Consider the following 20,245-nt stretch of genomic DNA (forward strand, 5'->3'; position numbering starts at 1 on the left):
CTTATTTTTTAGGATTTAATATGCTTTTACTAGAGCCTTTAGTTTATTACGAAGCGATAAGACAAAAATTTAAAAACAGCTTTTTAGCAGAAGATACCGCTCAAGCCATCATCGGGATAGATTGCGAGTATATAAGTAGCGATGATGTTGATTTTGCAGGACTTAAGAGCTATTTTTTAACCCAAAAACACAGCGCGCCGTTTGCGGGGCTTTTTGGAGTTTTAGGCTATGAAAGCGTTAGATATTTTGAAAAAATTCCCGAATTTCAAAGCTCGCAGTATGAATTTCCAAATTTCTTATACGCAAATGCAAGAGCATATCTGCATTTTGACAAGACAAGCAAAATTTACTCGTTTTACGGCGAAAAGAGCAGATATTACGACTTTTTAAAAGAGATCAAAGAGTCAAATTTAAAAGCTAAAGATAGCTTTTATCAAATTTGTACGGATTTAGATAAAGAGCGCGAGCATTTTTTAAGCATCGCTCAAAAAGCAAAAGAGTATCTATACAGCGGCGATATCTTTCAAGTCGTGCTTAGCGAGCAGATGAAACTAATAAGCGACATGGACAGCCTTGAGTTTTATAGGCTATTAAGCGCGGCAAACCCAAGCCCTTATATGTTTCACTTCCCGACTCCGCACGGTGATATCGTAGGCTCAAGCCCGGAGTTGGTGTGCGAAGTAAAAAACTCTCAAATTTTCGCAGCCCCGATCGCAGGAACAAGAGGACGAGGCAAGGACGCTATAGAAGATGAAAGGCTTAAAAACGAGCTCATAAATGACGAAAAAGAGCTCGCCGAGCATAAAATGCTAATCGATCTAGCCAGAAACGACATCGGACGCGTCGCAAAAAGCTCAAGCGTAAGCGTGAAAAACCCGATGCACGTGGTCTTTTATGAAAGCGTTATGCACATGGCTAGCGATGTTTATGGCATGAAACGCGACGATATAAGCTCGTTTGAAGTAGTCTCTAGCGTATTTCCCGCAGGCACGCTCAGCGGAACGCCAAAAATTCGCGCCATGGAGATCATCTCTGAGCTTGAAAGCTATAAGCGAAACGCATACGGAGGCGGGATAGGATTTTTTCACTTTAACGGCGACGCTCAGCAAGCTATCCTCATACGAAGTGCGGTTTTTGTGCCTAAAAACGGCGCTAGCGAGGTGTTTATCCAAGCCGGTGCGGGCATCGTCATAGATAGCGTGGGCGAGAACGAATACAAAGAAATTTGCAAAAAACGCGCCTCGGTGCTAAATGTATTTAAAAATAACGCAAGGGAAACTCATAAATGATACTTCTGATAGACAACTACGACAGCTTTGTATTTAACGTTGAGCAATACATCAAAGAGCTAACCGATGAAGAGGTCATAAGCGTAAGAAACGACAAGATCACGCTTGAAGAAATTCGCAAGCTAAATCCAAGCAAGATCATGCTAAGTCCGGGACCCAAACATCCAAAAGACAGCGGAATTTGTCTTGAAATTTTAAAAAGCGATCTAAACTTGCCTATTTTGGGAATTTGCCTTGGACATCAGGCGATCGGACTAGTCGGCGGTGCTGTCATAAAGCGTCTTGAAAAGCCGTTTCACGGTAAGACTTCATTTATCGACGTGCTTGAAGAAAGCCCGCTTTTTGAAGGATTGCCAGCCAAATTTGAGGTTATGCGCTACCATTCGCTTTATGTTGATGAATTGCCGTCAAATTTAAAACCGCTTGCCATCAGCGATGATGGCGTAATAATGGCGCTTCGCGAAGTTAATCGCCCGGTTTTTGGCATACAGTTTCACCCTGAAAGCTACTTCACGCAATACGGCAAAAAAATAATCGAAAATTTTCTAAACTTTAAAAGCGAAGCCAAAATACAAGAGAGCGAACCTGCAAATTTCAAGAGGTTTTTAATCAAGCTTCAAGATAACGTCGGGCTTGACGATAGGGATTTTGAGCAAATTTGCGCGCTGATAGCTTCAAAGGATTACGAGATAACGCAGCTTGCAGCGCTTTTGGTGCTAATTAGCGAAAAGAGTCTTTATCCAAAGAGTCTTGCAAGCCTCGTTAAGAACATCTTAAAATACTCCCAAACCTACCGCGACGCTTCGCCGATGATAGATCTGTGCGGAACGGGTGGAGATGGGCTTAAGACGATAAATATCTCAACTGCGGTGTCATTTATCCTTGCAAGCCTTGGCGTTAAAGTCGCAAAGCACGGCAACAAGGCGATTTCAAGTAGATCTGGCAGCTCGGATGTGCTTGAAGGCATAAATTTAACCATGTCAAATTCACTAAGCACGCTAAGAGAGCTGCTTGATGAGAAAAATTTAGCCTTTTTCCATGCGCCGTTTTTTCATCCGCTAGTTGCCGAGGTCAAAGAGGTGCGATCACGCCTTGGCATAAGGACGGTGTTTAACGTGCTCGGACCTATGCTAAATCCAAATTTAAGCCTTAAGAACCAACTCGTAGGCGTGTATCACAAGCCTGTTTTAAAGCTTTATGCGCAGACTTTAAACCTGCTTGGGCGCGAGCATGCGCTGGTGGTACGCGGTGAGGACGGGCTTGATGAGATAAGTTTATGCGATGAGACAAAGATAATCGAGCTTAAAAACGGCGAAATTTACGAATACTCCGTAACTCCGGAACAGTTTGGCTTTAAGCGAGCATTTCATAGCGAGATAGAGGGTGGAACTCCCGAAGAAAACGCACAAACTTTGGTTAAAATTTTAAAAGGCGAGGAAAAAGGAGCGAAATTTGACATAGTCGTTCTAAACGCGATGTTTGCGCTTTATACGGCAAATTTTGTCATAAACCCGACGGACGCAAAGGACGTTATAGTCAAGGCGATTGATAGCGGACAAGTTTATGAGTATTTTAAAGATTATATCGGGGTAAAATCATGAAAACAGAGCTTAAAATTTGCGGTATCAAAAGCGAAGTCGAGGCTAAAAGCGTGCTTGAACTCGGAGTAAAATTTATCGGAGTAATTCTTGCAAAAAGCCCAAGGCAAGTGGACATCAAAACCGCTAGGCAGATAGCGAATTTAGCTCACAAATTCGGTGCAAAATGCGTAGGGGTATTTGTCGGCGCAAGCGAGTGCTCTTTAACGTCAAGGGGCGAGCAAAGTAGCTGCGAGATAATGGAAATTTGCGAATTTGCAGGACTTGACGCGGCTCAAATTTATGGAGATATAAGCGAAAATTTATATGCGAATTTAAAAGATCTTGGCGTAAGCGTTTGGAAAGTTTTAAGCGTAAAAGACGAACTTATCGCCACAAACGAACCGCATGATTTGGTGCTTTATGATTATAAAGGCGAAAATTTAGGAGGAAACGGAGTGAGTTTTGACTGGGAAATTTTAAAAGACCTAAAGCCTTTTAGTTTCGCATTAGCAGGCGGTATAGACGAAACAAACGTGTTTGAAGCGCTTAAATTTAAGCCTAAAATTTTGGATATAAACTCACGAGTCGAAGATGAAAATATGATAAAAATTCCAAGCAAGATAAAAGAAATTTTAGACATCGTAAATAAGGAAGAAGGCAATGAACACTAAAGCATATTTTGGCAAATTTGGCGGGCAGTTCGTGCCTGAAACGGTTATGTTCGCGCTTGAAGAGCTTGAAGAGGCTTACGAAAAGATAGCCGGTACGCAGGAATTTAAAGACGAGCTTAACGATCTGCTAAAGCACTATGTGGGTCGCCCTAGCCCGCTTTATCACGCAAAGCGACTAAGCGAGCATTATGGGCATGAAATTTATCTAAAACGCGAAGATCTAAACCACACCGGCGCTCACAAGATAAATAACGCCCTCGGTCAAGCCCTATTAGCTAAAAAAATGGGCAAAAAAAAGCTCTTGGCCGAAACGGGAGCCGGACAGCACGGAGTGGCGACTGCGACTGCTGCGGCACTTCTTGGGCTAGAATGCGATGTGTATATGGGCGCAACCGATGTAGCGCGCCAGCAACTAAATGCCTTTAGAATGGATCTGCTCGGCGCAAAAGTTGTAAGCATTCACGACGGCTTAAAAACGCTTAAAGAGGCTACAACAGCAGCGATTCAAGCGTGGGTCAATGAGATAGAAAGCAGCTTTTACGTCATAGGCTCTGCCGTGGGTCCGCACCCTTATCCAAAGATCGTGCGAGAGCTTCAAAGCGTCATCGGTAGCGAGACAAAAGAGCAGCTAAAAGAATACGGAGTAAAAGCCGATTACATCATAGCTTGCGTAGGCGGCGGAAGCAATGCGATAGGAATTTTTAGCGGATTTTTAGAAGATATTAGCGTAAATTTAGTAGGCATAGAAGCAGCCGGTCTTGGAGCGGATACTCCATATCACGCAGCCACGCTTACAAAAGGGCGCGAAGGCATCATACACGGCATGAAGACTATCGTACTACAAGATGACTTCGGTATGATAGCGCCCGTACATAGTATCTCGGCGGGTCTTGACTACCCGGGAGTGGGTCCTGAGCATGCGCACCTGCACGATATAAAGCGCGTAAAATATCAAGCCGTAAGCGATGATGAGTGCATAAACGCGCTTCGTCTTACAAGCCGCCTTGAAGGCATAATCCCTGCGATAGAAAGCTCTCATGCGCTTGCGTATTTAGAAAAACTATGTCCGAATTTAGATAAAAAAAGCGTTATCGTAGTAAACGTATCGGGCAGAGGCGATAAAGATATTAACACGGTAATGAGCTATGAGAAAGGAAAAATTTATGGCTAAGATATCCAAAGCCTTTGAGGGCAAAAAAGCAAACATCGGCTACATAGTAGCGGGCTATCCGAGCATTGAGCACACGCGCGAATTTTTACTAAATTTAGACGCCAGCTCGCTTGATCTGCTTGAGCTTGGAATTCCTTACTCAGACCCGCTGGCAGACGGCAAGCTTATAGCCGAAGCAAGCTTTGAAGCGGTAACAAACGGCGTAAATACCGAGAGAATTTTTAGCCTTCTTGAAGAGTGCAAGCAAAGCGTAAATAAGCCGCTTGTCTTTTTGGTTTATTACAATATCATATTCGCTTACGGAGTGGAAAAATTCATCGCGCGCTCAAGCGATGTCGGCATAAGCGGATTTATCATACCCGATCTACCGTTTGAAGAGAGTGAAGAGGTAAGCGGGCTATGCTCTAAATTCGGGCTTGATCTGGTGCCATTAATAAGCGTTACCTCGGCTCACAGAACGGATAAAATTTTAAGCATTGGCTCAGGATTTATCTACGCTCTTGGCGCGGTAGGAGTAAGCGGATCACAGCGAGCTAGTATAGATAGACTTAAAAATTTAGTCTCAGATTTAAAACAAAAGAGCGATTTGCCCGTAGCCGTAGGCTTTGGCGTAAAAAACAGCTCTGACGTTAGTGAAGTCAAAAGCTTCGCAGACGGAGCGATAATCGGCACTGAAATCGTCAAGCTAACGGCTAAATTTAAGGGCAAAGAGCTTATGCGCGAGATCGAAAAGCTTTTTTGATTTAGGCTAAATTCCATAAATTTTAAGTATAATTAGCACTATTTAGCACTTTAAGGATAGTAGATGTTGGAGGTTGTTGAGCTTGGCGTAAAGCATCTTTGTAATGAAATTTTAGGCTACGAAGTAAGTTCGGCAAGCACTACAAAGGGTGAATTTTACGGTTCGGCGCTACCGATTTATAAGGGCAAAAGCGAGTTTCATTTTTATCTTTATTTTAAAAAAGATACTTTAAATCACTTTGCAAAAATTTTATTAGGTAGCGATAAGCTTAACGAAGACGATCTGAGCGATCTTTGCAAAGAGGTTGCAAATTTGATCGTAGGATACTCTAAAAATTTGCTAAACGAGAAGGAAAACGGCGCTTATAAGCTTGGAACGCCTGAGTATTTGGGGCGCATAGAAAATTTTAAAATCAAACTTGAAGATAAGAGGATTTATAAGATAAAAAACAGAACTTTTCAGATAGGGTATAAGAAAGCATGAGTGCAGAGATTGAGCAAATAGCCGATACCGGCGGACTTTTTAAAAGCTATGACGAGCTTATGGATATCAGCGTAGATTTTATATCCGAGCTTGGGACGACGACTATTAGCGTACGTGAGCTGCTTAAGCTTGAAAACGGCTCGGTAATCGATCTTGAAAAGCCTGCAGGAGAGAGTGTTGAGCTTTTTATCAACAATAGAATTTTCGGAAAAGGCGAAGTAATGGTATATGAGAAAAATTTAGCCATCCGTATCAATGAAATTCTTGACTCCAAATCGGTAATTCAGTATTTCAAAAGAGAGCAGTTATGAGAATTTTAAGCGCGATTTTTGCCTTAGCTATCTCTTTATTTGCATCAAATTTACTCACTTACAACATCTACGAAAGAAGCGATAGAGTAGATATCATGCTTAGCTTTGACGCGCCTTATGAGGGAAATATCTTTCAAAAACACGAAAACGATATGACTATGCTGATATTTAATGCGCTAAATTTCGATCAGGTGGTCGATAAAAATATAAATTCTAAAATTTTGCAAGAAATTTACATAGAGCCAAAACAAAATAGCGTGGTCTTGAGCCTAAAAAGTAGCTCAAACGTCGCAGTTACGGCGTCAAAGACAACTGATGGATTTGGACTTAGAGTAAGAGTAATCCAAACGGCTTTAGGCTCAGCCGAAAATGAAAACAGACTAAGTAGCGTTCAGATAAATGCTCCAAGCCCTATCCCGTCTCAAAGCGAAGAGAGCTTGGTAGGAGCAAGGTATTATATGGTGATCGGTGTGCTCTTTGCGCTTCTTATAACGCTTTTTATCATCAAAAGAACTATTAGGGCAAGAGGCGGCTTGCCATATGCAAAAACGCCGAAATTTGCAAATCTCTTTAGTAAAAATAAAAACGGCGGCGTTGAGGTGCTTTACGAAAAGCCGCTTGATAGGTTTAACAAAGTAATGCTTTTAAGTCATATGAATAAAAAATATCTCGTGCTTGTAGGAAATTCCAATGTCCTGCTTGATAAATTCGGCGAGGACAAAATAGAAAATGAAGATGATTTTGAAGCGTTTTTTGAAGAGAACAAACGAAAACTCGGGCAGTTTTTAGAAGAGCGCCAAAACTCGCTAAGCGCTTATAAGGATAAGGCCAGCAAGGATTAAGCCTAGTTGGTGTTTTGGAAATTTACAAAATTAAAAGCGATTTTTTGCAATCTCAATAACTCACAAAAATCAAATTAAAATCCCTCATAAAATGATTGACAAGAGCCTTGGCGTATCACTTAAAATTTGAGAACAAGTCTGCAAATAATGTAGCTTCTAGCGATAAAAAATAGTTGTAGCAAGCTAAAAAACATAATAAGCAAATTTGGATTGGATATCTTAGTCTGTATACAATTACAAAAAGAAAACTTTGCGCCGCTAATCCGAAAAAGAAAATTAAAAAACGCTTTAAATGACTTAAAAATCTTAAACAAAAATCAGCGCAAAGGTAGCAGGTTTTGCGATCTTTTTTAAGCTCTCTTTCGCCATAAAATTTTCTTTTGCGCCGCTAATTTGCAAAGTATGATTTACAAACTCGAATTTAAGCTTTTTATGCGTGCAGTTGATATCTAAATTTTTAGCCAAATTTAGCATAAAACTAAGCCATCTAACGGTATCTTCGCTAGGAAGCAGGCTCTTAAATTTTTCAAATTCGCCTAAATTTTTCTTGCCGTTCATACCGATAATAGTAGCTATAAGGCTCTTTTGCTCGTGTGAAAATCCATAGTTTAGAGCATTTATCACGAAATTTGATGAGTTTATATGCTCGCCATAAAACCCAAGACATCCGCCTATGTTATAAAGTTTAGCCGCCACCTCAAGCTCTCGCGCAAATTTATCATCAATCCCGTGCAGAGGCTTTAGCTCTTCAAATATATCTTTTACGTATTTTACTACAGCCTTATTTGAAGTGTCTAAAAATCGATCCTGCAAGCTCTTTACGCTTGGGTTGAAATTCGGCGGAAATTTCTTGCTTGGGCGCAAAAGATCACTTAGAAAAACGCCTTCTCTAAGTCCGGCTCCGCTAGTATAAACGCGCTCGCAGTCAAGACGCGAAACGATACTTAAAAATATAAATGCGCCCTCTCTAATCGTATCAAAACGATCCTTTTTGACGTAAAATTTAGCCAGATCAAGCACGCTAGCTTCGGTTAAATCCTTGATAAAGCCCTTGTAATCGCTAAATTTGTAGCTAAAATTATGCACGCTTTTTAGAGCGTAGTTTTGCATCTGCATTATGCAGTTTGATATGGCTCTGAGGCTTCCGCCTATGGCTACGACATTTTTGGACTTAAAGCTTTGCGGAAGTTGCTTTAAAACATCTTTCATGAAGCCATCAAGCCCTTTTAGATTTTTCTTATCGAAAAACAGCTCTTTAAGCCTAACTGTGCCCACATCAAGAGAGATGCTTTCAAGTATCTTGCCGTCTTTTACCAGCGCAAGCTCGGTTGAGCCGCCACCGATATCGATAGTAACAAACTCATCAAGCGGCTCAAGTAAATTCAAAGCCGCTATCGCTCCGAAATTCGCCTCATCAACGCCCTTTACCACCTTTAAATTTAGCCCCAAATTTCGCTTTACCAGCTTTATAAACTCATTTGCATTAGGTGCATCTCTAAGAGCTGAAGTCCCCATACAAAAGACCTTGTGGCACTTGTAACTCTTTGCGATATTTTTAAACTCGCCAAGTGCGTCAAGAGCCTTTTTCATCGATTTTTCGCTTATCGCTCCGCCGTCTTCATAAGCACCCTCTCCAAGCCTTACTTTCATCTTAAATTCGCCCGGTATATAAAAAGCGTACCTTGAAGTCTTTTCAAATATAGCCATTCTCATAGAGTTTGAGCCAAGGTCTATAACGGCGGTTCTCTTAGCCATTGTTCGCCCTTTTTTGAGTGAAATTTAGGCTAAATTTTATCTTTTTATTTTTCATTTTTTGCTATCTTTTTAAATTTATTCTTTATATTTTTTCCGACCGGTAAAACAAGAGTAGAAACAGCTCCGCTAATGCCATCTTTTCGGTTTTTGATACTAACGCTTCCACCAAGCGCTTGAGCCGCACCTTTGGCTAAAAATAGTCCAAGCCCTGCTCCGCCCTTGTCGCCAAATCGCTTAAACGGAGCAAAAAGATCCTTGCTTTCGTCAATTCCTATACCCTCGTCAATTACTTCAATCACAAATTCGCTCTCTTTAAGCCTTGAAACAAGGGTTATGGTTGATTTTGGCGGTGAAAATTTAATAGCATTCTGGACAAAATTTTGCACAACGTGAGTTAATAGTGTAGGCTGAAGCGTCATATGAAGCGAGGTAGGAGAAAGATCGGTGGCTACGTCTTTATCATCGCCGCGAGCTAAAATTTTAAAATTATTCGCCATTTCGTTTAAAAACTCGATGATATCAATATTTGTCGCCTCTTCAAATTGCGCACCCTCTTGACGCCCTATCTCAAGGATAGAGCCTATCATCTTGTTCATAGAATTTATCGATTCGTTATTGTTTTTAAGCGCTTCTATGTAGCGCTCAGGCTCCCTTTGCTTGATAAGCGTAACTTCGTTTTTGGTTTTCATAACCGCAAGCGGAGTTTTAAGTTCGTGTGCAACCCCTATGAAAAGCTCTTTTTGATACATTACGAAAGTTTGAATTCGCTCTATTAAGCGGTTTATACTCTTGCCAAGCGGCTCAAATTCGGAAGGAATTTCATCTAGGCTAACTTCTTTTAAAAACCGCTCGTTAAGCTGGCTTAGCTTAAAGCTTAAAATTTTAATAGGTACTAAAAGCATTCTGGATAAAAACAGGGCGTAAAAAAGCACCAGCAAGATAGAAGTCGCATTTACGATTAAAATATCAATCAAAATTTGATCTATCAATTTGCTTTGCTGAGTTGTCTCTTTAGTAAGCGTTATATGCGTATTTTCAACGTATGGATAATAAAGCTTAAGATAAGTTTTTTTGCCTATTTTTTCATTTACGAAGTAGGGATTTTTAGCCTTGAGCTCTTCGTTTATGATTTTTATTTGAGTTGAGTTGTCGTTTAGTGTCATGTACTCAAAGCCTTCTCTCATCTTAGCTAAATTTGAGCTTGTGGAGATAAGTTTGGCTTCATACATTAAGGATTGAGAGATGCTTTCATATATCGTTACTTTGATATAGTGATAAAGCATCACTGAAATGATAAGAATTAGCATCGTTGAAGCCGATGCTAATTGCAGTATAAATCTAGTTCTTAAGCTTTTTTTGGAAAGCAAAATCGATATCCGCGTCTTCTAACGGTTTCTATCGTGGAGATATTTAGCGGCTTATCCATTTTTTGGCGAATTTGGTTGATGGCAACTTCGATTACGTTTGGAGTAACTAGTTCAGGCTCTTCCCAAATAGCGTCTAGTAGCTGCTCTTTAGATACGATTTGATCGGAGTGGCGAGCAAGGTGAGTTAAAACCTCAAACGGCTTGCCTTTTAGCTCGATATCTTGACCAAGATATGTGATTTTCTCCTCATCCGGATCAATTATAAGATCATCAATCTTGATTACATTGGTTCCGCCAAATCTAAGTCTTGCTTCAATTCTTGCCACAAGCACGTCAAAGTCAAACGGCTTTTTGATATAGTCATCAGCGCCTACTCTAAATGCCTTAACTTCGCTCTCTTTGTCATCTTTTGCAGAAAGCACAACTACAGCCGTGCGAGGCGATTTGCTCTTTATGATACTGATTAGATCTACGCCGTCGCCGTCAGGAAGCATCCAATCGGTAAGCACTAAGTCATAATTTCTAATTCCGATATAATACTCAGCATCTTTAAAATTCTCAGAGCTATCCGTTTGATAGCCAAATTCCTGCAAACCTTCAGCAATCGTTTTATTTAACGTTACTTCATCTTCTACTATTAAAATTCTCATTTTATTAATCCTTGGGGGTGTAAATTTTGTAGATTGTAGCATAAATTAAGCGAGATTTCAAGATACTTTAAAAAAAATTTAATATTCAAGCTCTATCTTCGCTCCTACCAAGGCGTTTTTTAAAATTTCGGTTTTTAAAATTTCCATTTTTAGAAATTTTAAACCGCTAAATTTTTCTTTTAATTTTTGACTGCAAATTTCAAGAGAAGTTTCAACGGTTTGAAATTTAAATTCCTCATAAACCGCTTCAATAAATTCAATCACTTCAACATAATCTATAAAATCTTCGCTTGCAAATTCGGCATTTATCCTAACCTTTTGCGGATTTGTTCGCTCAAATTCAAGCATACCGACAATAGTTTCAAACTCATAATCCTTAATAAGCGTAGTTATCATATCACTTTGCTCTCTTGGCCGCTAAATAGCCTTTTAATGTTTGGAATATGCTTGTAAAATACTACAAAAGCGATTATAAAAATCGGCGCATGCGAGTTGATCTCAGGAATTTGAGGATGGATTATAAAAGATGAGATGATAAGCGCAAGTAGCGCGCTAAGCGAAGCAAGAGATGAAATTTTAAGCACGCGCCCCACTACAAACCAAACAGCAAGCGCGATACAAATTTCTATCGGTAAAAATAGTGCTAGCACTCCCGCACCTGTGGCTACGCCCTTGCCGCCTTCAAATTTCAAAAACGGAGAGTAGCAGTGTCCGATAACCGCAAGAACCGCCATAGCCCAAAGAGTAGCGTCGCTTAAGCCTGCAAATTTGGCTATAAGGATAGGCAAAACACCCTTTAAGACATCAAGCACGACAGTTAAAACAGCTATTTTTTTAGCGAGTTTGGGATCTTTTTGCTTTAAAACGCGAAGCACATTGGTCGCTCCGATACTCTTGCTACCCTCATCTTTGATATTTACATTTGCAAAAATTTTAGCCAGTATAAGCCCGAAAGGAATTCCGCCAAGCAGATAAGCAAGTATATAAGCTATAATATTTTCATTCATTTTTTTTCCTGAGTTTATTTAAAAATATTATAGTAGTTAAATTTCTCTGATTTTCTTATAAATTTAAAACCGACAGAGAGAATTCTCCGCGGTATTAACTAAAATCCGTTTGTATGTCGGTGTCGATTTTTATGGATATCGTGCCTTTTTCACCAGCTGCGTCAAATTTCTCATACTTAACTTCGGTTGTAGCAGAATCATCTTTTTTAAGTTCGTCTTTTGATAGAGTTACGCCACTTGTCGGTTCACCCTCTATTTTAAGTATAGTTCCCTTATCCTTATAGCTAATGTCAAGCAGATCTTGCTTGGATATGCTTTTAAGATTTGAGTCGTCTGCAAGCTTTGTATTTTCATTAAGACTCGCACTCTCAAGGCTTGCAACCTTGCTTAAATCAAGCGTAAAATCTGCCGAATAATCTTTAGAATCGTCTAAAGAAGCATTCTGCTGGCTTAAAGCAGCCGATTCTTTATCGCTACCTGTATCCATATTTTCAAAATCACTTAAATTTAAATCAAGAATGGCAGTTTGCACGGAAGCAACCTGCAAGCTTGTCTCTTCGCCAAAGCTTTCGTTTAATACGACGCTTTGATCAAGCTTTAGCGCATCGCTTCCTATCAGAGTTATCTCTTTATCACCAAGTGCGATTACAACTTTATCGTTTATAGAATTTGTGATTATGGTATCGCCTGTCGTTACGCTATCACCTACGATAAGCCCTAGAAGTTCGCCGCTTTCATCTTTTACAAAAGCGCTTCCTAAAATTTCTTTTACAGTACCGACACTTGACATAAAAATCCTTATTTTCTATTTTTGATGTTATTGTAGTAAAAAATAAGGCTTTAGTGTATTGTACTTTGGTACGATAAGGGTTATCGCCAGAGGATAACTACCTTTTCATCGTATATATCGCTATTTTTTGGAGAAATTTCTATCTCGTTTATGTCGATATTTTTTACATCGTTTTTCTCTTTTAGCTTGCCGGCCTCTTCTTCAAATTTAGCCATTAAGGCTTCTATATCTGCGTTTATTTCGGCTACGGTTTGTTCGCTAAGCTTTACGTCATCACGCTCTTTTAGGATTTTGTTTGCGCTTTTTGCAGAACTTGCCACCTTACCCAAATTTGTGCGACTTAGCAAATTTCTACCAAAGATTGCTCCTATTATGCTTGCCCCTACACTAATAGCGGCTTCAAGTCCCTTTGACTTAACCTCTTTTTGCTCTTTGTCTAATTTCAACAAGGCTTTATTTAGCTTATCTTCAAGCTTAGCCTTTTCTTTTTGAAATTTCTCTGTAAGTTTTGCCGTCTCATCTTCTAGAATTTCATTACACTTATCGCTTAATCTTAGATAAAATTCCTCCTTGCTCTCACTTGGAGACGAATTTAGTCCAAGAGCGCTAAAAAGACTAAGTTTTACATTTCTATAAACATAATCTTTAAAATTTTTACTTACCGCCTTAAAGTCTTTTGCATTGGTTATCATAGCGGGCAACTGAGCAAAGGTCACCTTGCCGCTTGGCTCGCCGACAGTAGCTATGCGTATATCCTGCCCCGCCTCACTCCAATCAATCTCGTTTTGCTCCTCATCAAGCCTATAAAGAAAACTCACTTCCTTGGTATGATCAAGTCCTTTTTTGGCGTCATAAAACCTCACTTTAGCTTTAGCGTAAAGATAGCCTTCAAGCTCATCGCTATTTGATGCGTAAATTTGCTCAATCTGCGGTGAGATTATAGGTTTAGCGCTCGTTTTTGAGCCTTTATTTTTCTGGCTTAAACTATCAGATTGAGCCTTTTTGTCTTGCATCAAATTTGAAATTTGCTCGCGACTCAAAGGTCCCTTTAGATAGCTTAACGCCCATCTAGTCGAGATAACGCTAAGCCCGTCTTCGTGAATGTTTTTAACCAAAAAATTTCGCTTGGCTAAATTTGAGATTAGATCCTCTATCTCTTTTTTATCCATGTCCGAGCCTGAAATTCCCGTCATACCGTCAATGACGCGAGCTTTATCTTGGGCGGTTTGAAGTCTGCCGATAAACCATGTTCCGATATTACTAAGCCCTTTATAATCAAGATCGACAGGGTTTTGCGTGCTTAGGATAACGCCCAGTCCATGCGCGCGAGCCTGCTTTAAAAGCGTCAGCATCGGAGTTTTTGAAGGAGGATTGCCATTTGGCGGAAAGAAGCCAAAAATTTCATCCATATATAAAATCGCCCTAAGCGAGCTTGTTCCCTCGGTCTTTCTCATCCAAGCGATGATCTCATTAAGTAAAAGTGTGACGAAAAACATCCTCTCGCTATCTTTAAGGTGTGAGATAGTAAAGACATTGCAACGCGCCTTGCCGTTTTTATCAAACAGCATCTTGCCTATATCTAAGCGCTCGCCGTTTAGCCAAGCCTTAAAATCAGGGCTTGCAAGAAGAGTGTTTATCTTTATGGCAAGCTTCATGCGCTCGCTTGAAGAGTAAAATTTCTCCACGTCAAACACGCCTATTTTCGCAAACGGCGGAGTTGCGATAAAGCCTATGAGCTCTTCAAGCGTCACGTCTGAGTTTTCTTTAAATTTGTGAGTAAAGATATTTGATATGAGCAAATGTTCTTTGGAATTTACATCGTTATCAACACCGATAAGCGATAAAATAGAGCTTGCAAGCGAGCTTACATACTCGCTAAATTCCTCTTCGTTATCCATATAAGGACAAGCAAAATCGCCAAGCAGAGCCACACCGACTCCAGCAGAACTCTTTGGAGTGTAAATTTTAAGCTCTACGCTATCTTTGAAAGTTTTTACGCGCTCTAAACTTTGAAACGAATTTTCTATACCTTTTTTCCAAGTTTGGCTCTCGTTTTGCGCAAATTCCTCTACGCTTAATCCCTTGTTTTGAGCCTCGCTTTCTTCTATATAAGGCAAAAAATCCTCAGACCTCATCTCTTCAAAAGCAAGCGCCAAATTCGTCATATCGCCCTTTGGATCAATGATGATAGATGGGATATTATCTATACAAGCCTCTTCTAAAATCGTTATGCCAAGACCTGTTTTGCCGCTTCCGGTCATACCGATAATCGCCGCATGGGTCGTTAAATCTTTATTTTTATATAAAAACGGCTCTTTATCCTTAAGTCCTACATAAAACAGTTTTAAATTTTCTTGTATAGTTTTCATAAATTCACCTTAGTTATATAAGCTAAGTTGCTCTTTTAGCTCCTCTATAGTCTCTTTAACTCGCTCTTTTGTAAATCTTGCAATATCAGCTTGTCTAGGCTGACCGCTTAATATCTGACAACAATACCTAACCGCTCCGCGATAAACCAGATCGGCAAGCAGTTTCATCTGCACCTCGATACTTACAATCTCTTTTGTTGAATTAAACTCAAGTTCAAATTGCGCTATGATAGGTTTTTTCTTATCAAACGGCGCACAATCGGCACTGACAACACCTATGCCGCCTTCTGAGATATCGTATAAATTTCCCTTAACTTGAATTTCGCCCTGTTCTAAAACGACTTTTGTAAAACGATTTGGATATACGCGCTGAAACTGTCTTAAATTCGCATGTAAGTTGTTCATATAGATAAAATTTCTAAGCGTAACCGTTAAATTTGAGATATCAAAAGATACTATGTCGGCCTTTAAATTCTGAGCGAAAAAAAGATCGGTTACTATGTATGCGTTACGCTCTTCTTTCATGGCTAAAATTTGCAACAAAGTAGTTTCGCATACTACGGTATCGTTTTCAACGGATAAAATTTTGCCCAAACACTCAACTTTAACACCATTGTATAAATTTAAAAAATGCACGGAATGACCATCATTTAGCGCTTTTTCAAAGACATCGATGGCTCTTTTTAAAATTATGGAGTTACTATTTTTTACACCTTTATTCATTCAGTCCGATCTCCTCCCTCTTGACAAGTGAAATTATTGATCAAAAATTTGCTAATTATAGTAAAATTTTTCTATTGATTTTATTAAATTGAAACTATTTTATCTAAATTTATAAAGCGTATTTTAAAATTTTAAACTATTTTTTGAATTTTATTTTAGAAGGCTGTTTTTGTTCAAGTAAGAAAGAGGGGCTAAATTTGCCCCACTCAAATTTTATATTAAGTCCTATAACTTGTCGCAGTTATTAGCTAGGTAATCGGCAACTCCGGCAGTATCAGCTTTCATACCCTTATCACCCTTGTTCCATCCCGCAGGGCAAACTTCTCCGTGCTCGTTAGTAAATAGCATAGTATCAACCATTCTTATCATCTCGTCGATATTTCTTCCAAGTGGGAGGTCATTTATAACTGCATGGCGAACTTTACCGCATTTGTCGATCAAAAATGATCCGCGAAGAGCAACTCCGGCCTCTTCGATAAGCACGTCAAATCCTTTTGATATAGCGTGATTTGTATCAGCTACGATCGGGAAGCGAACTTTGCCTATGCCACCTTTGTTTACAGGTGTTTCTTTCCATGCAAAGTGTGAGAATTGATTGTCTGTTGAAACCGCTATAACCTCAATACCGCGAGCCTTAAATTCATCATATCTTTTATCAAACGCTATTATCTCGCTTGGGCAAACAAAAGTAAAGTCCATCGGATAGAAAAATACCACCGCTCCCTTATCTCCTATATTTTTATATAGGTTAAAATCATCCACGATCTCATTGTTGCCTAAAACTGCTGCAGCCGTAAAGTCAGGCGCTTGTTTTGTTACTAACATTATATGTCTCTCCTTATAATAATTTTTATTAATGGCTAGATTATATCATTTATTATTTAAATTACAGTTAAATTTTATATTTTAAATTTGCTATTAAACAGAAATTTATAAATTTAAACCCTTGAAATAAATTTTATTTTTTATATCAAATTTACTAATATTTTGATATCGTTACAAAAATTTTTAAATCCAAGGAGAAAATATGTCAGTAAAAATTACAGATATTTGCATAAGCTGTGGCTCTTGCATAGACGAGTGTCCGGTAGAAGCCATAGTAGATGATAGCGATAACCCGACAGGAGAAGATATATACTACGTATATGCCGATAAATGCGTTGAGTGCGTAGGGCACAACGACGAACCGGCTTGCGCTTCAGCCTGTCCGACCGACGGTTGTATCGTATGGGATATGCCTTACGAAGGACAGCCGTCACGCGATGAGATAAGCTCTGATATGAGAAAAAGCGCAACTCCTGTTATAGCTTAAATTTTAATAAGCCTGTTTTAGCGGGCTTATTTTGTTTTTAATATTTTTTTTGATATAATCCCCAACTCTTGAAAAAAATCAACAACACAAGGAAATTTGATGCAACAAACACTTTCTATCATTAAGCCTGATGCTGTAAAAAAAGGTGTGATCGGCAAGATAGTCGATAGATTTGAGAGCAACGGACTAAGAATCGCGGCTATGAAAAAATTAAGACTTAGTAAATGCGACGCTAAGGCATTTTATGCGGTTCACAAAGAAAGACCTTTCTTTAACGATTTGGTTGAATTTATGACTAGCGGACCGGTTGTAGTTATGGTTCTTGAAGGTGAAAATGCAGTAGCTAAAAACCGCGAACTAATGGGAGCTACGAATCCTAAAGAAGCGGCACCAGGCACTATCAGAGCCGATTTTGCCGAAAATATCGATGCAAACGCGGTTCACGGAAGCGATAGCCTAGAAAACGCGAAAATTGAAATTAACTTTTTCTTTGCCGCAAGAGAAATCTGCTAAGGAAAAATTTGAAAATAGCATTTGCAAAGATTGCAAACAACGAAATTCCTTTTGAATTAAAAAAGGAAGATTTAAAATTTAGCGGAAATTTAAAAAGAACTAGCCATAGTTTAATTGATTGCAAAGCTAGTATAAACGGCTCTTTAGAGCATACCTGCGATAGATGTGGCGAGGATATTACGCTAAATTTGGATGAAAATTTAAAATTAATTATAAGCGATGGAATTTACAAAGGCTCGGAAGAAAATTTAGACGATGTAGTCGAATTTTTTGACGGATTTGTTGATTTAGATGAAGTTTTTATAAGCGAAATAGAGGCTTTTAAAAGCGATTATTTTTATTGCGAAAAATGTAAAAATTTATAAAGGAGAATGAAATGGCAGTACCTAAGCGAAGAGTTAGCCACGCACGTGCGGCAAAAAGAAGAACTCACTATAAAGTAACACTTCCTATGCCGGTTAAAGATAAAGACGGCTCATGGAAAATGCCTCACCGCGCAAACAAAACAACCGGTGAGTATTAAAATATATGACAAGCATTTGCATTGATGCAATGGGCGGGGATTTTGGTCCCAAACCCATAATAGAAGGTGTAATAGAGGCTTTAAAAATAACCAAATTTAACGCTGTTTTGGCGGGCGAATCTAAAATTTTAAAACCTCTTATCCCTCCACACCTAGAAAAATACATTAGTTACCTAGAAGCGTCTGAAATAGTGTCCATGGAAGACGGCGCAACGGACGCTCTTAAGAAAAAAGAAAGTACAATTTATAAAGCTATCGAACTACTTAAAGCAAAAGAGGTTAAAGCAGTCGTATCTGCAGGTCACAGCGGAGCTACGATGAGTTTAGCTACATTACGAGTAGGCAGACTTAAAAATGTCTCTAGACCCGCAATAGCTACACTTATGCCAAATGTTTTAGGCAAAAAAACTCTTGTTTTGGACGTCGGAGCAAATGTTGACTGCAAAGCCGAACATCTATTTCAGTTTGCCGTAATGGGCGAAGCTTACGCAAAAGAGATTTTAAAAATCAAAAATCCCAAAATAGGACTTTTATCAAACGGCGAAGAAAAAAGCAAGGGCAATGAAGTAACAAAAGAAGCTTACGCGCTACTTTCCAAGCTGGATAGCTTTGTCGGAAACGCCGAAGGCAATCAAGTATTTGACGGGAGTGTAGATGTGATAATCTGCGACGGCTTTGTCGGAAATATCTTGCTTAAAACCAGCGAAGGCGTAGCCGACGCGATAACTAAAATTATCAAAAAGCACGTTAAAAAGTCCCCTATCGCGATAGCCGGCTCACTCCTAATGAAAAAAGTTTTCAAGACGCTTAAGCAACAGGTTGATTACGACGAATACGGTGGCGCACCGCTTCTTGGGGTAGATGGCTGTGTTATTATAAGTCATGGCAAAAGCAATGCAAAAGCCATTAAAAACGCTATATTTCAAGCTTTAAATTTCGCAGATTCAAACATCAACGAAGTCATCAAAGACGAACTTTCACATTTTGTAAGGTAAATTTATGCCAAAAGCCTCTCTTATCTCAATCGGCGCTTGCGTTCCAAAGGACACTCTTACTAACTTTGATCTTGAAAAAATGGTAGAAACAAGCGACGAGTGGATAGTAAAGCGAACAGGAATTCACACTAGACACATAGCCACAGGCGAAATAACAAGTGAAATAGGCGCAAAGGCGGCGCAAGTTGCGATTAAAAGAGCGGGTATAACTACAAACGACATCGACGCAGTTATCTGCGCGACAATAAGCCCCGATCATCTTTGCATGCCTTCAACCGCTTGCAAGATAGCTAAAATTTTAGGCATAGATAATGTAACCGCTTTTGACATAAGTGCGGCATGCACGGGATTCATCTACCTACTTGAGCTTGCAAAATCACTCATAGAAAGCGGTGCAAAAAAAAATGTACTTATCGTGGGTGCAGAAAAACTTAGCTCAATAGTTGATTACAAAGACCGAAGCACTTGCATACTATTTGGCGATGGAGCGGGTGCGGCTATCGTTACGGCAAGCGAAGAAAACGAGATCATCGACGTGCATACTGCAAGTGACGGAAATTTCGCCGACTTACTCATAACTCCTGGATGCGGAAGCGTACATCCTTGCTCGCCTCAGATGCTTGAAGAGAGGCTAAATTTTATCCAAATGGCGGGTAACGAGGTCTTTAAAATAGCAGTTCAAACGCTAACTAAAGATGTAATTGACATACTTGAAAAAAACGGCATTGCAAGTGATGAAATAGATCTTTTTATACCGCACCAAGCGAATTTACGCATAATAGATGCAGTAAAACAAAGGCTAAATTTCAGCGACTCCCAATGCGTAGTAACTGTCGGCAAATACGGCAATACAAGCTCCGCATCAATTCCTATGGCGATAAATGAAGCTTATGAGGAAGGTAGACTTAAAAATGGGGATTTGATGCTGTTAGACGCATTTGGTGGCGGATTTACTTGGGGAAGTGCTCTACTTAAATTTGGTGGCAAATAAAATTCATTAAATAAAAACTAATTTTTTTGCAGCCTATTTTTAAATCTTTTTAATGTAGTTTATCGACTTCGATAAGTTTAAGATTTTATATCAAGAAAACCAATTCTATATTTTAAAATTTTCAGATTTTACATAACACAAGCTCTCAAGCCAAACAAATT

General features: G+C 39.3%; 23 protein-coding genes. 14 read left to right on the forward strand and 9 right to left on the reverse strand.

Going from position 1 to position 20,245, the window contains the following annotated elements:
- Window positions 1–20: 20 nt before the first annotated feature.
- The 8 genes from CDOM16188_RS07430 (at window position 21) to CDOM16188_RS07465 (ending at window position 7,089) form a co-directional block, all read left to right on the forward strand.
- Window positions 21–1,289: an anthranilate synthase component I family protein gene (locus CDOM16188_RS07430; RefSeq protein WP_172200974.1), complete on the forward strand. Its 1,269-nt coding sequence runs from the start codon at window positions 21–23 to the stop codon at window positions 1,287–1,289.
- Window positions 1,286–2,890 (forward strand): anthranilate phosphoribosyltransferase, encoded by a 1,605-nt coding sequence (trpD, locus tag CDOM16188_RS07435; RefSeq protein WP_172200977.1) that lies wholly within the window; start codon window positions 1,286–1,288, stop codon window positions 2,888–2,890. Before CDOM16188_RS07430 ends, trpD begins: the two co-directional genes overlap by 4 nt.
- Window positions 2,887–3,540, forward strand: coding sequence for a phosphoribosylanthranilate isomerase (locus CDOM16188_RS07440; RefSeq protein WP_172200980.1), 654 nt, complete (start codon window positions 2,887–2,889; stop codon window positions 3,538–3,540). The genes trpD and CDOM16188_RS07440 overlap by 4 nt, the downstream gene beginning before the upstream one ends.
- Window positions 3,530–4,711: a tryptophan synthase subunit beta gene (gene trpB, locus CDOM16188_RS07445; RefSeq protein WP_172200983.1), complete on the forward strand. Its 1,182-nt coding sequence runs from the start codon at window positions 3,530–3,532 to the stop codon at window positions 4,709–4,711. Before CDOM16188_RS07440 ends, trpB begins: the two co-directional genes overlap by 11 nt.
- Window positions 4,704–5,453 carry a tryptophan synthase subunit alpha gene (trpA, locus tag CDOM16188_RS07450; protein ID WP_172200986.1) on the forward strand — a complete coding sequence of 250 codons (750 nt, stop codon included), beginning with the start codon at window positions 4,704–4,706 and terminating at the stop codon, window positions 5,451–5,453. Before trpB ends, trpA begins: the two co-directional genes overlap by 8 nt.
- Before the next feature lie 63 nt (window positions 5,454–5,516).
- Entirely contained in the window at window positions 5,517–5,936 is a 420-nt protein-coding gene (locus tag CDOM16188_RS07455; protein ID WP_172200989.1) for a chemotaxis protein CheX, read from the forward strand.
- Complete coding sequence (gene fliN, locus CDOM16188_RS07460; RefSeq protein ID WP_169942224.1) at window positions 5,933–6,247, forward strand: flagellar motor switch protein FliN; 315 nt, start codon at window positions 5,933–5,935, stop codon at window positions 6,245–6,247. Before CDOM16188_RS07455 ends, fliN begins: the two co-directional genes overlap by 4 nt.
- The gene (locus CDOM16188_RS07465; RefSeq protein WP_172200992.1) at window positions 6,244–7,089 is read left to right on the forward strand and encodes an excinuclease ABC subunit A; all 846 of its coding nucleotides are present in this window, start codon (window positions 6,244–6,246) and stop codon (window positions 7,087–7,089) included. Before fliN ends, CDOM16188_RS07465 begins: the two co-directional genes overlap by 4 nt.
- 306 nt (window positions 7,090–7,395) lie before the next feature.
- Here the strand turns inward: CDOM16188_RS07465 and CDOM16188_RS07470 are convergent, their stop codons facing one another.
- From CDOM16188_RS07470 to CDOM16188_RS07510, 9 genes are all read right to left on the reverse strand, one after another.
- Window positions 7,396–8,844: a Ppx/GppA phosphatase family protein gene (locus CDOM16188_RS07470; RefSeq protein ID WP_172200995.1), complete on the reverse strand. Its 1,449-nt coding sequence runs from the start codon at window positions 8,842–8,844 to the stop codon at window positions 7,396–7,398.
- A 44-nt stretch (window positions 8,845–8,888) separates the two neighbouring features.
- The gene (locus CDOM16188_RS07475; protein WP_172200998.1) at window positions 8,889–10,151 is read right to left on the reverse strand and encodes a sensor histidine kinase KdpD; all 1,263 of its coding nucleotides are present in this window, start codon (window positions 10,149–10,151) and stop codon (window positions 8,889–8,891) included.
- A gap of 38 nt (window positions 10,152–10,189) precedes the next feature.
- The gene (gene hsrA, locus CDOM16188_RS07480) at window positions 10,190–10,861 is read right to left on the reverse strand and encodes a homeostatic response regulator transcription factor HsrA (RefSeq protein WP_169942216.1); all 672 of its coding nucleotides are present in this window, start codon (window positions 10,859–10,861) and stop codon (window positions 10,190–10,192) included.
- Between the two features lie 78 nt (window positions 10,862–10,939).
- The gene (locus tag CDOM16188_RS07485; protein ID WP_216656261.1) at window positions 10,940–11,257 is read right to left on the reverse strand and encodes a dihydroneopterin aldolase; all 318 of its coding nucleotides are present in this window, start codon (window positions 11,255–11,257) and stop codon (window positions 10,940–10,942) included.
- On the reverse strand, window positions 11,254–11,868 hold the full coding sequence (gene plsY, locus CDOM16188_RS07490; RefSeq protein WP_172201001.1) for a glycerol-3-phosphate 1-O-acyltransferase PlsY: 615 nt from the start codon (window positions 11,866–11,868) through the stop codon (window positions 11,254–11,256). The genes CDOM16188_RS07485 and plsY overlap by 4 nt, the downstream gene beginning before the upstream one ends.
- Before the next feature lie 734 nt (window positions 11,869–12,602).
- Window positions 12,603–12,689, reverse strand: a complete 87-nt coding sequence (locus tag CDOM16188_RS11475) for a hypothetical protein (protein WP_169942278.1) — start codon at window positions 12,687–12,689, stop codon at window positions 12,603–12,605.
- Between the two features lie 49 nt (window positions 12,690–12,738).
- Entirely contained in the window at window positions 12,739–15,027 is a 2,289-nt protein-coding gene (locus CDOM16188_RS07500) for an ATP-binding protein (protein WP_172201018.1), read from the reverse strand.
- Between the two features lie 9 nt (window positions 15,028–15,036).
- Window positions 15,037–15,750 (reverse strand): PilZ domain-containing protein, encoded by a 714-nt coding sequence (locus CDOM16188_RS07505; RefSeq protein WP_172201021.1) that lies wholly within the window; start codon window positions 15,748–15,750, stop codon window positions 15,037–15,039.
- 225 nt (window positions 15,751–15,975) lie between these two features.
- Window positions 15,976–16,575 carry a peroxiredoxin gene (locus CDOM16188_RS07510; RefSeq protein WP_169942208.1) on the reverse strand — a complete coding sequence of 200 codons (600 nt, stop codon included), beginning with the start codon at window positions 16,573–16,575 and terminating at the stop codon, window positions 15,976–15,978.
- 202 nt (window positions 16,576–16,777) lie between these two features.
- Between CDOM16188_RS07510 and CDOM16188_RS07515 the strand changes: the two genes are divergently transcribed.
- From CDOM16188_RS07515 to CDOM16188_RS07540, 6 genes are all read left to right on the forward strand, one after another.
- Window positions 16,778–17,062, forward strand: coding sequence for a DUF362 domain-containing protein (locus tag CDOM16188_RS07515; protein ID WP_172201024.1), 285 nt, complete (start codon window positions 16,778–16,780; stop codon window positions 17,060–17,062).
- Window positions 17,063–17,161: 99 nt separating this feature from the next.
- Window positions 17,162–17,575: a nucleoside-diphosphate kinase gene (gene ndk, locus CDOM16188_RS07520; RefSeq protein ID WP_172201027.1), complete on the forward strand. Its 414-nt coding sequence runs from the start codon at window positions 17,162–17,164 to the stop codon at window positions 17,573–17,575.
- Between the two features lie 8 nt (window positions 17,576–17,583).
- A complete protein-coding gene (locus tag CDOM16188_RS07525; RefSeq protein ID WP_172201030.1) occupies window positions 17,584–17,940 on the forward strand; it encodes a hypothetical protein in 357 nt (118 codons plus the stop codon).
- 11 nt (window positions 17,941–17,951) lie between these two features.
- Window positions 17,952–18,098, forward strand: a complete 147-nt coding sequence (gene rpmF / locus CDOM16188_RS07530; RefSeq protein WP_169942201.1) for a 50S ribosomal protein L32 — start codon at window positions 17,952–17,954, stop codon at window positions 18,096–18,098.
- 5 nt (window positions 18,099–18,103) lie between these two features.
- Window positions 18,104–19,093 carry a phosphate acyltransferase PlsX gene (gene plsX, locus CDOM16188_RS07535; protein WP_172201033.1) on the forward strand — a complete coding sequence of 330 codons (990 nt, stop codon included), beginning with the start codon at window positions 18,104–18,106 and terminating at the stop codon, window positions 19,091–19,093.
- 4 nt (window positions 19,094–19,097) lie between these two features.
- The gene (locus tag CDOM16188_RS07540) at window positions 19,098–20,084 is read left to right on the forward strand and encodes a beta-ketoacyl-ACP synthase III (protein ID WP_172201036.1); all 987 of its coding nucleotides are present in this window, start codon (window positions 19,098–19,100) and stop codon (window positions 20,082–20,084) included.
- Window positions 20,085–20,245 lie beyond the last annotated feature (161 nt).

It is taken from the genome of Campylobacter sp. RM16188 (assembly GCF_012978795.1).
Classification (GTDB): domain Bacteria; phylum Campylobacterota; class Campylobacteria; order Campylobacterales; family Campylobacteraceae; genus Campylobacter_A; species Campylobacter_A canis.

Coding starts and splice junctions, on each gene's coding strand:
- CDOM16188_RS07430 (WP_172200974.1), top strand. CDS start 21: ATGCTTTTACTAGAGCCTTTAGTTTATTACGAAGCGATAAGACAAAAA.
- trpD (WP_172200977.1), top strand. CDS start 1,286: ATGATACTTCTGATAGACAACTACGACAGCTTTGTATTTAACGTTGAG.
- CDOM16188_RS07440 (WP_172200980.1), top strand. CDS start 2,887: ATGAAAACAGAGCTTAAAATTTGCGGTATCAAAAGCGAAGTCGAGGCT.
- trpB (WP_172200983.1), top strand. CDS start 3,530: ATGAACACTAAAGCATATTTTGGCAAATTTGGCGGGCAGTTCGTGCCT.
- trpA (WP_172200986.1), top strand. CDS start 4,704: ATGGCTAAGATATCCAAAGCCTTTGAGGGCAAAAAAGCAAACATCGGC.
- CDOM16188_RS07455 (WP_172200989.1), top strand. CDS start 5,517: ATGTTGGAGGTTGTTGAGCTTGGCGTAAAGCATCTTTGTAATGAAATT.
- fliN (WP_169942224.1), top strand. CDS start 5,933: ATGAGTGCAGAGATTGAGCAAATAGCCGATACCGGCGGACTTTTTAAA.
- CDOM16188_RS07465 (WP_172200992.1), top strand. CDS start 6,244: ATGAGAATTTTAAGCGCGATTTTTGCCTTAGCTATCTCTTTATTTGCA.
- CDOM16188_RS07470 (WP_172200995.1), bottom strand. CDS start 8,844: ATGGCTAAGAGAACCGCCGTTATAGACCTTGGCTCAAACTCTATGAGA.
- CDOM16188_RS07475 (WP_172200998.1), bottom strand. CDS start 10,151: ATGCTAATTCTTATCATTTCAGTGATGCTTTATCACTATATCAAAGTA.
- hsrA (WP_169942216.1), bottom strand. CDS start 10,861: ATGAGAATTTTAATAGTAGAAGATGAAGTAACGTTAAATAAAACGATT.
- CDOM16188_RS07485 (WP_216656261.1), bottom strand. CDS start 11,257: ATGATAACTACGCTTATTAAGGATTATGAGTTTGAAACTATTGTCGGT.
- plsY (WP_172201001.1), bottom strand. CDS start 11,868: ATGAATGAAAATATTATAGCTTATATACTTGCTTATCTGCTTGGCGGA.
- CDOM16188_RS07500 (WP_172201018.1), bottom strand. CDS start 15,027: ATGAAAACTATACAAGAAAATTTAAAACTGTTTTATGTAGGACTTAAG.
- CDOM16188_RS07505 (WP_172201021.1), bottom strand. CDS start 15,750: ATGAATAAAGGTGTAAAAAATAGTAACTCCATAATTTTAAAAAGAGCC.
- CDOM16188_RS07510 (WP_169942208.1), bottom strand. CDS start 16,575: ATGTTAGTAACAAAACAAGCGCCTGACTTTACGGCTGCAGCAGTTTTA.
- CDOM16188_RS07515 (WP_172201024.1), top strand. CDS start 16,778: ATGTCAGTAAAAATTACAGATATTTGCATAAGCTGTGGCTCTTGCATA.
- ndk (WP_172201027.1), top strand. CDS start 17,162: ATGCAACAAACACTTTCTATCATTAAGCCTGATGCTGTAAAAAAAGGT.
- rpmF (WP_169942201.1), top strand. CDS start 17,952: ATGGCAGTACCTAAGCGAAGAGTTAGCCACGCACGTGCGGCAAAAAGA.
- plsX (WP_172201033.1), top strand. CDS start 18,104: ATGACAAGCATTTGCATTGATGCAATGGGCGGGGATTTTGGTCCCAAA.
- CDOM16188_RS07540 (WP_172201036.1), top strand. CDS start 19,098: ATGCCAAAAGCCTCTCTTATCTCAATCGGCGCTTGCGTTCCAAAGGAC.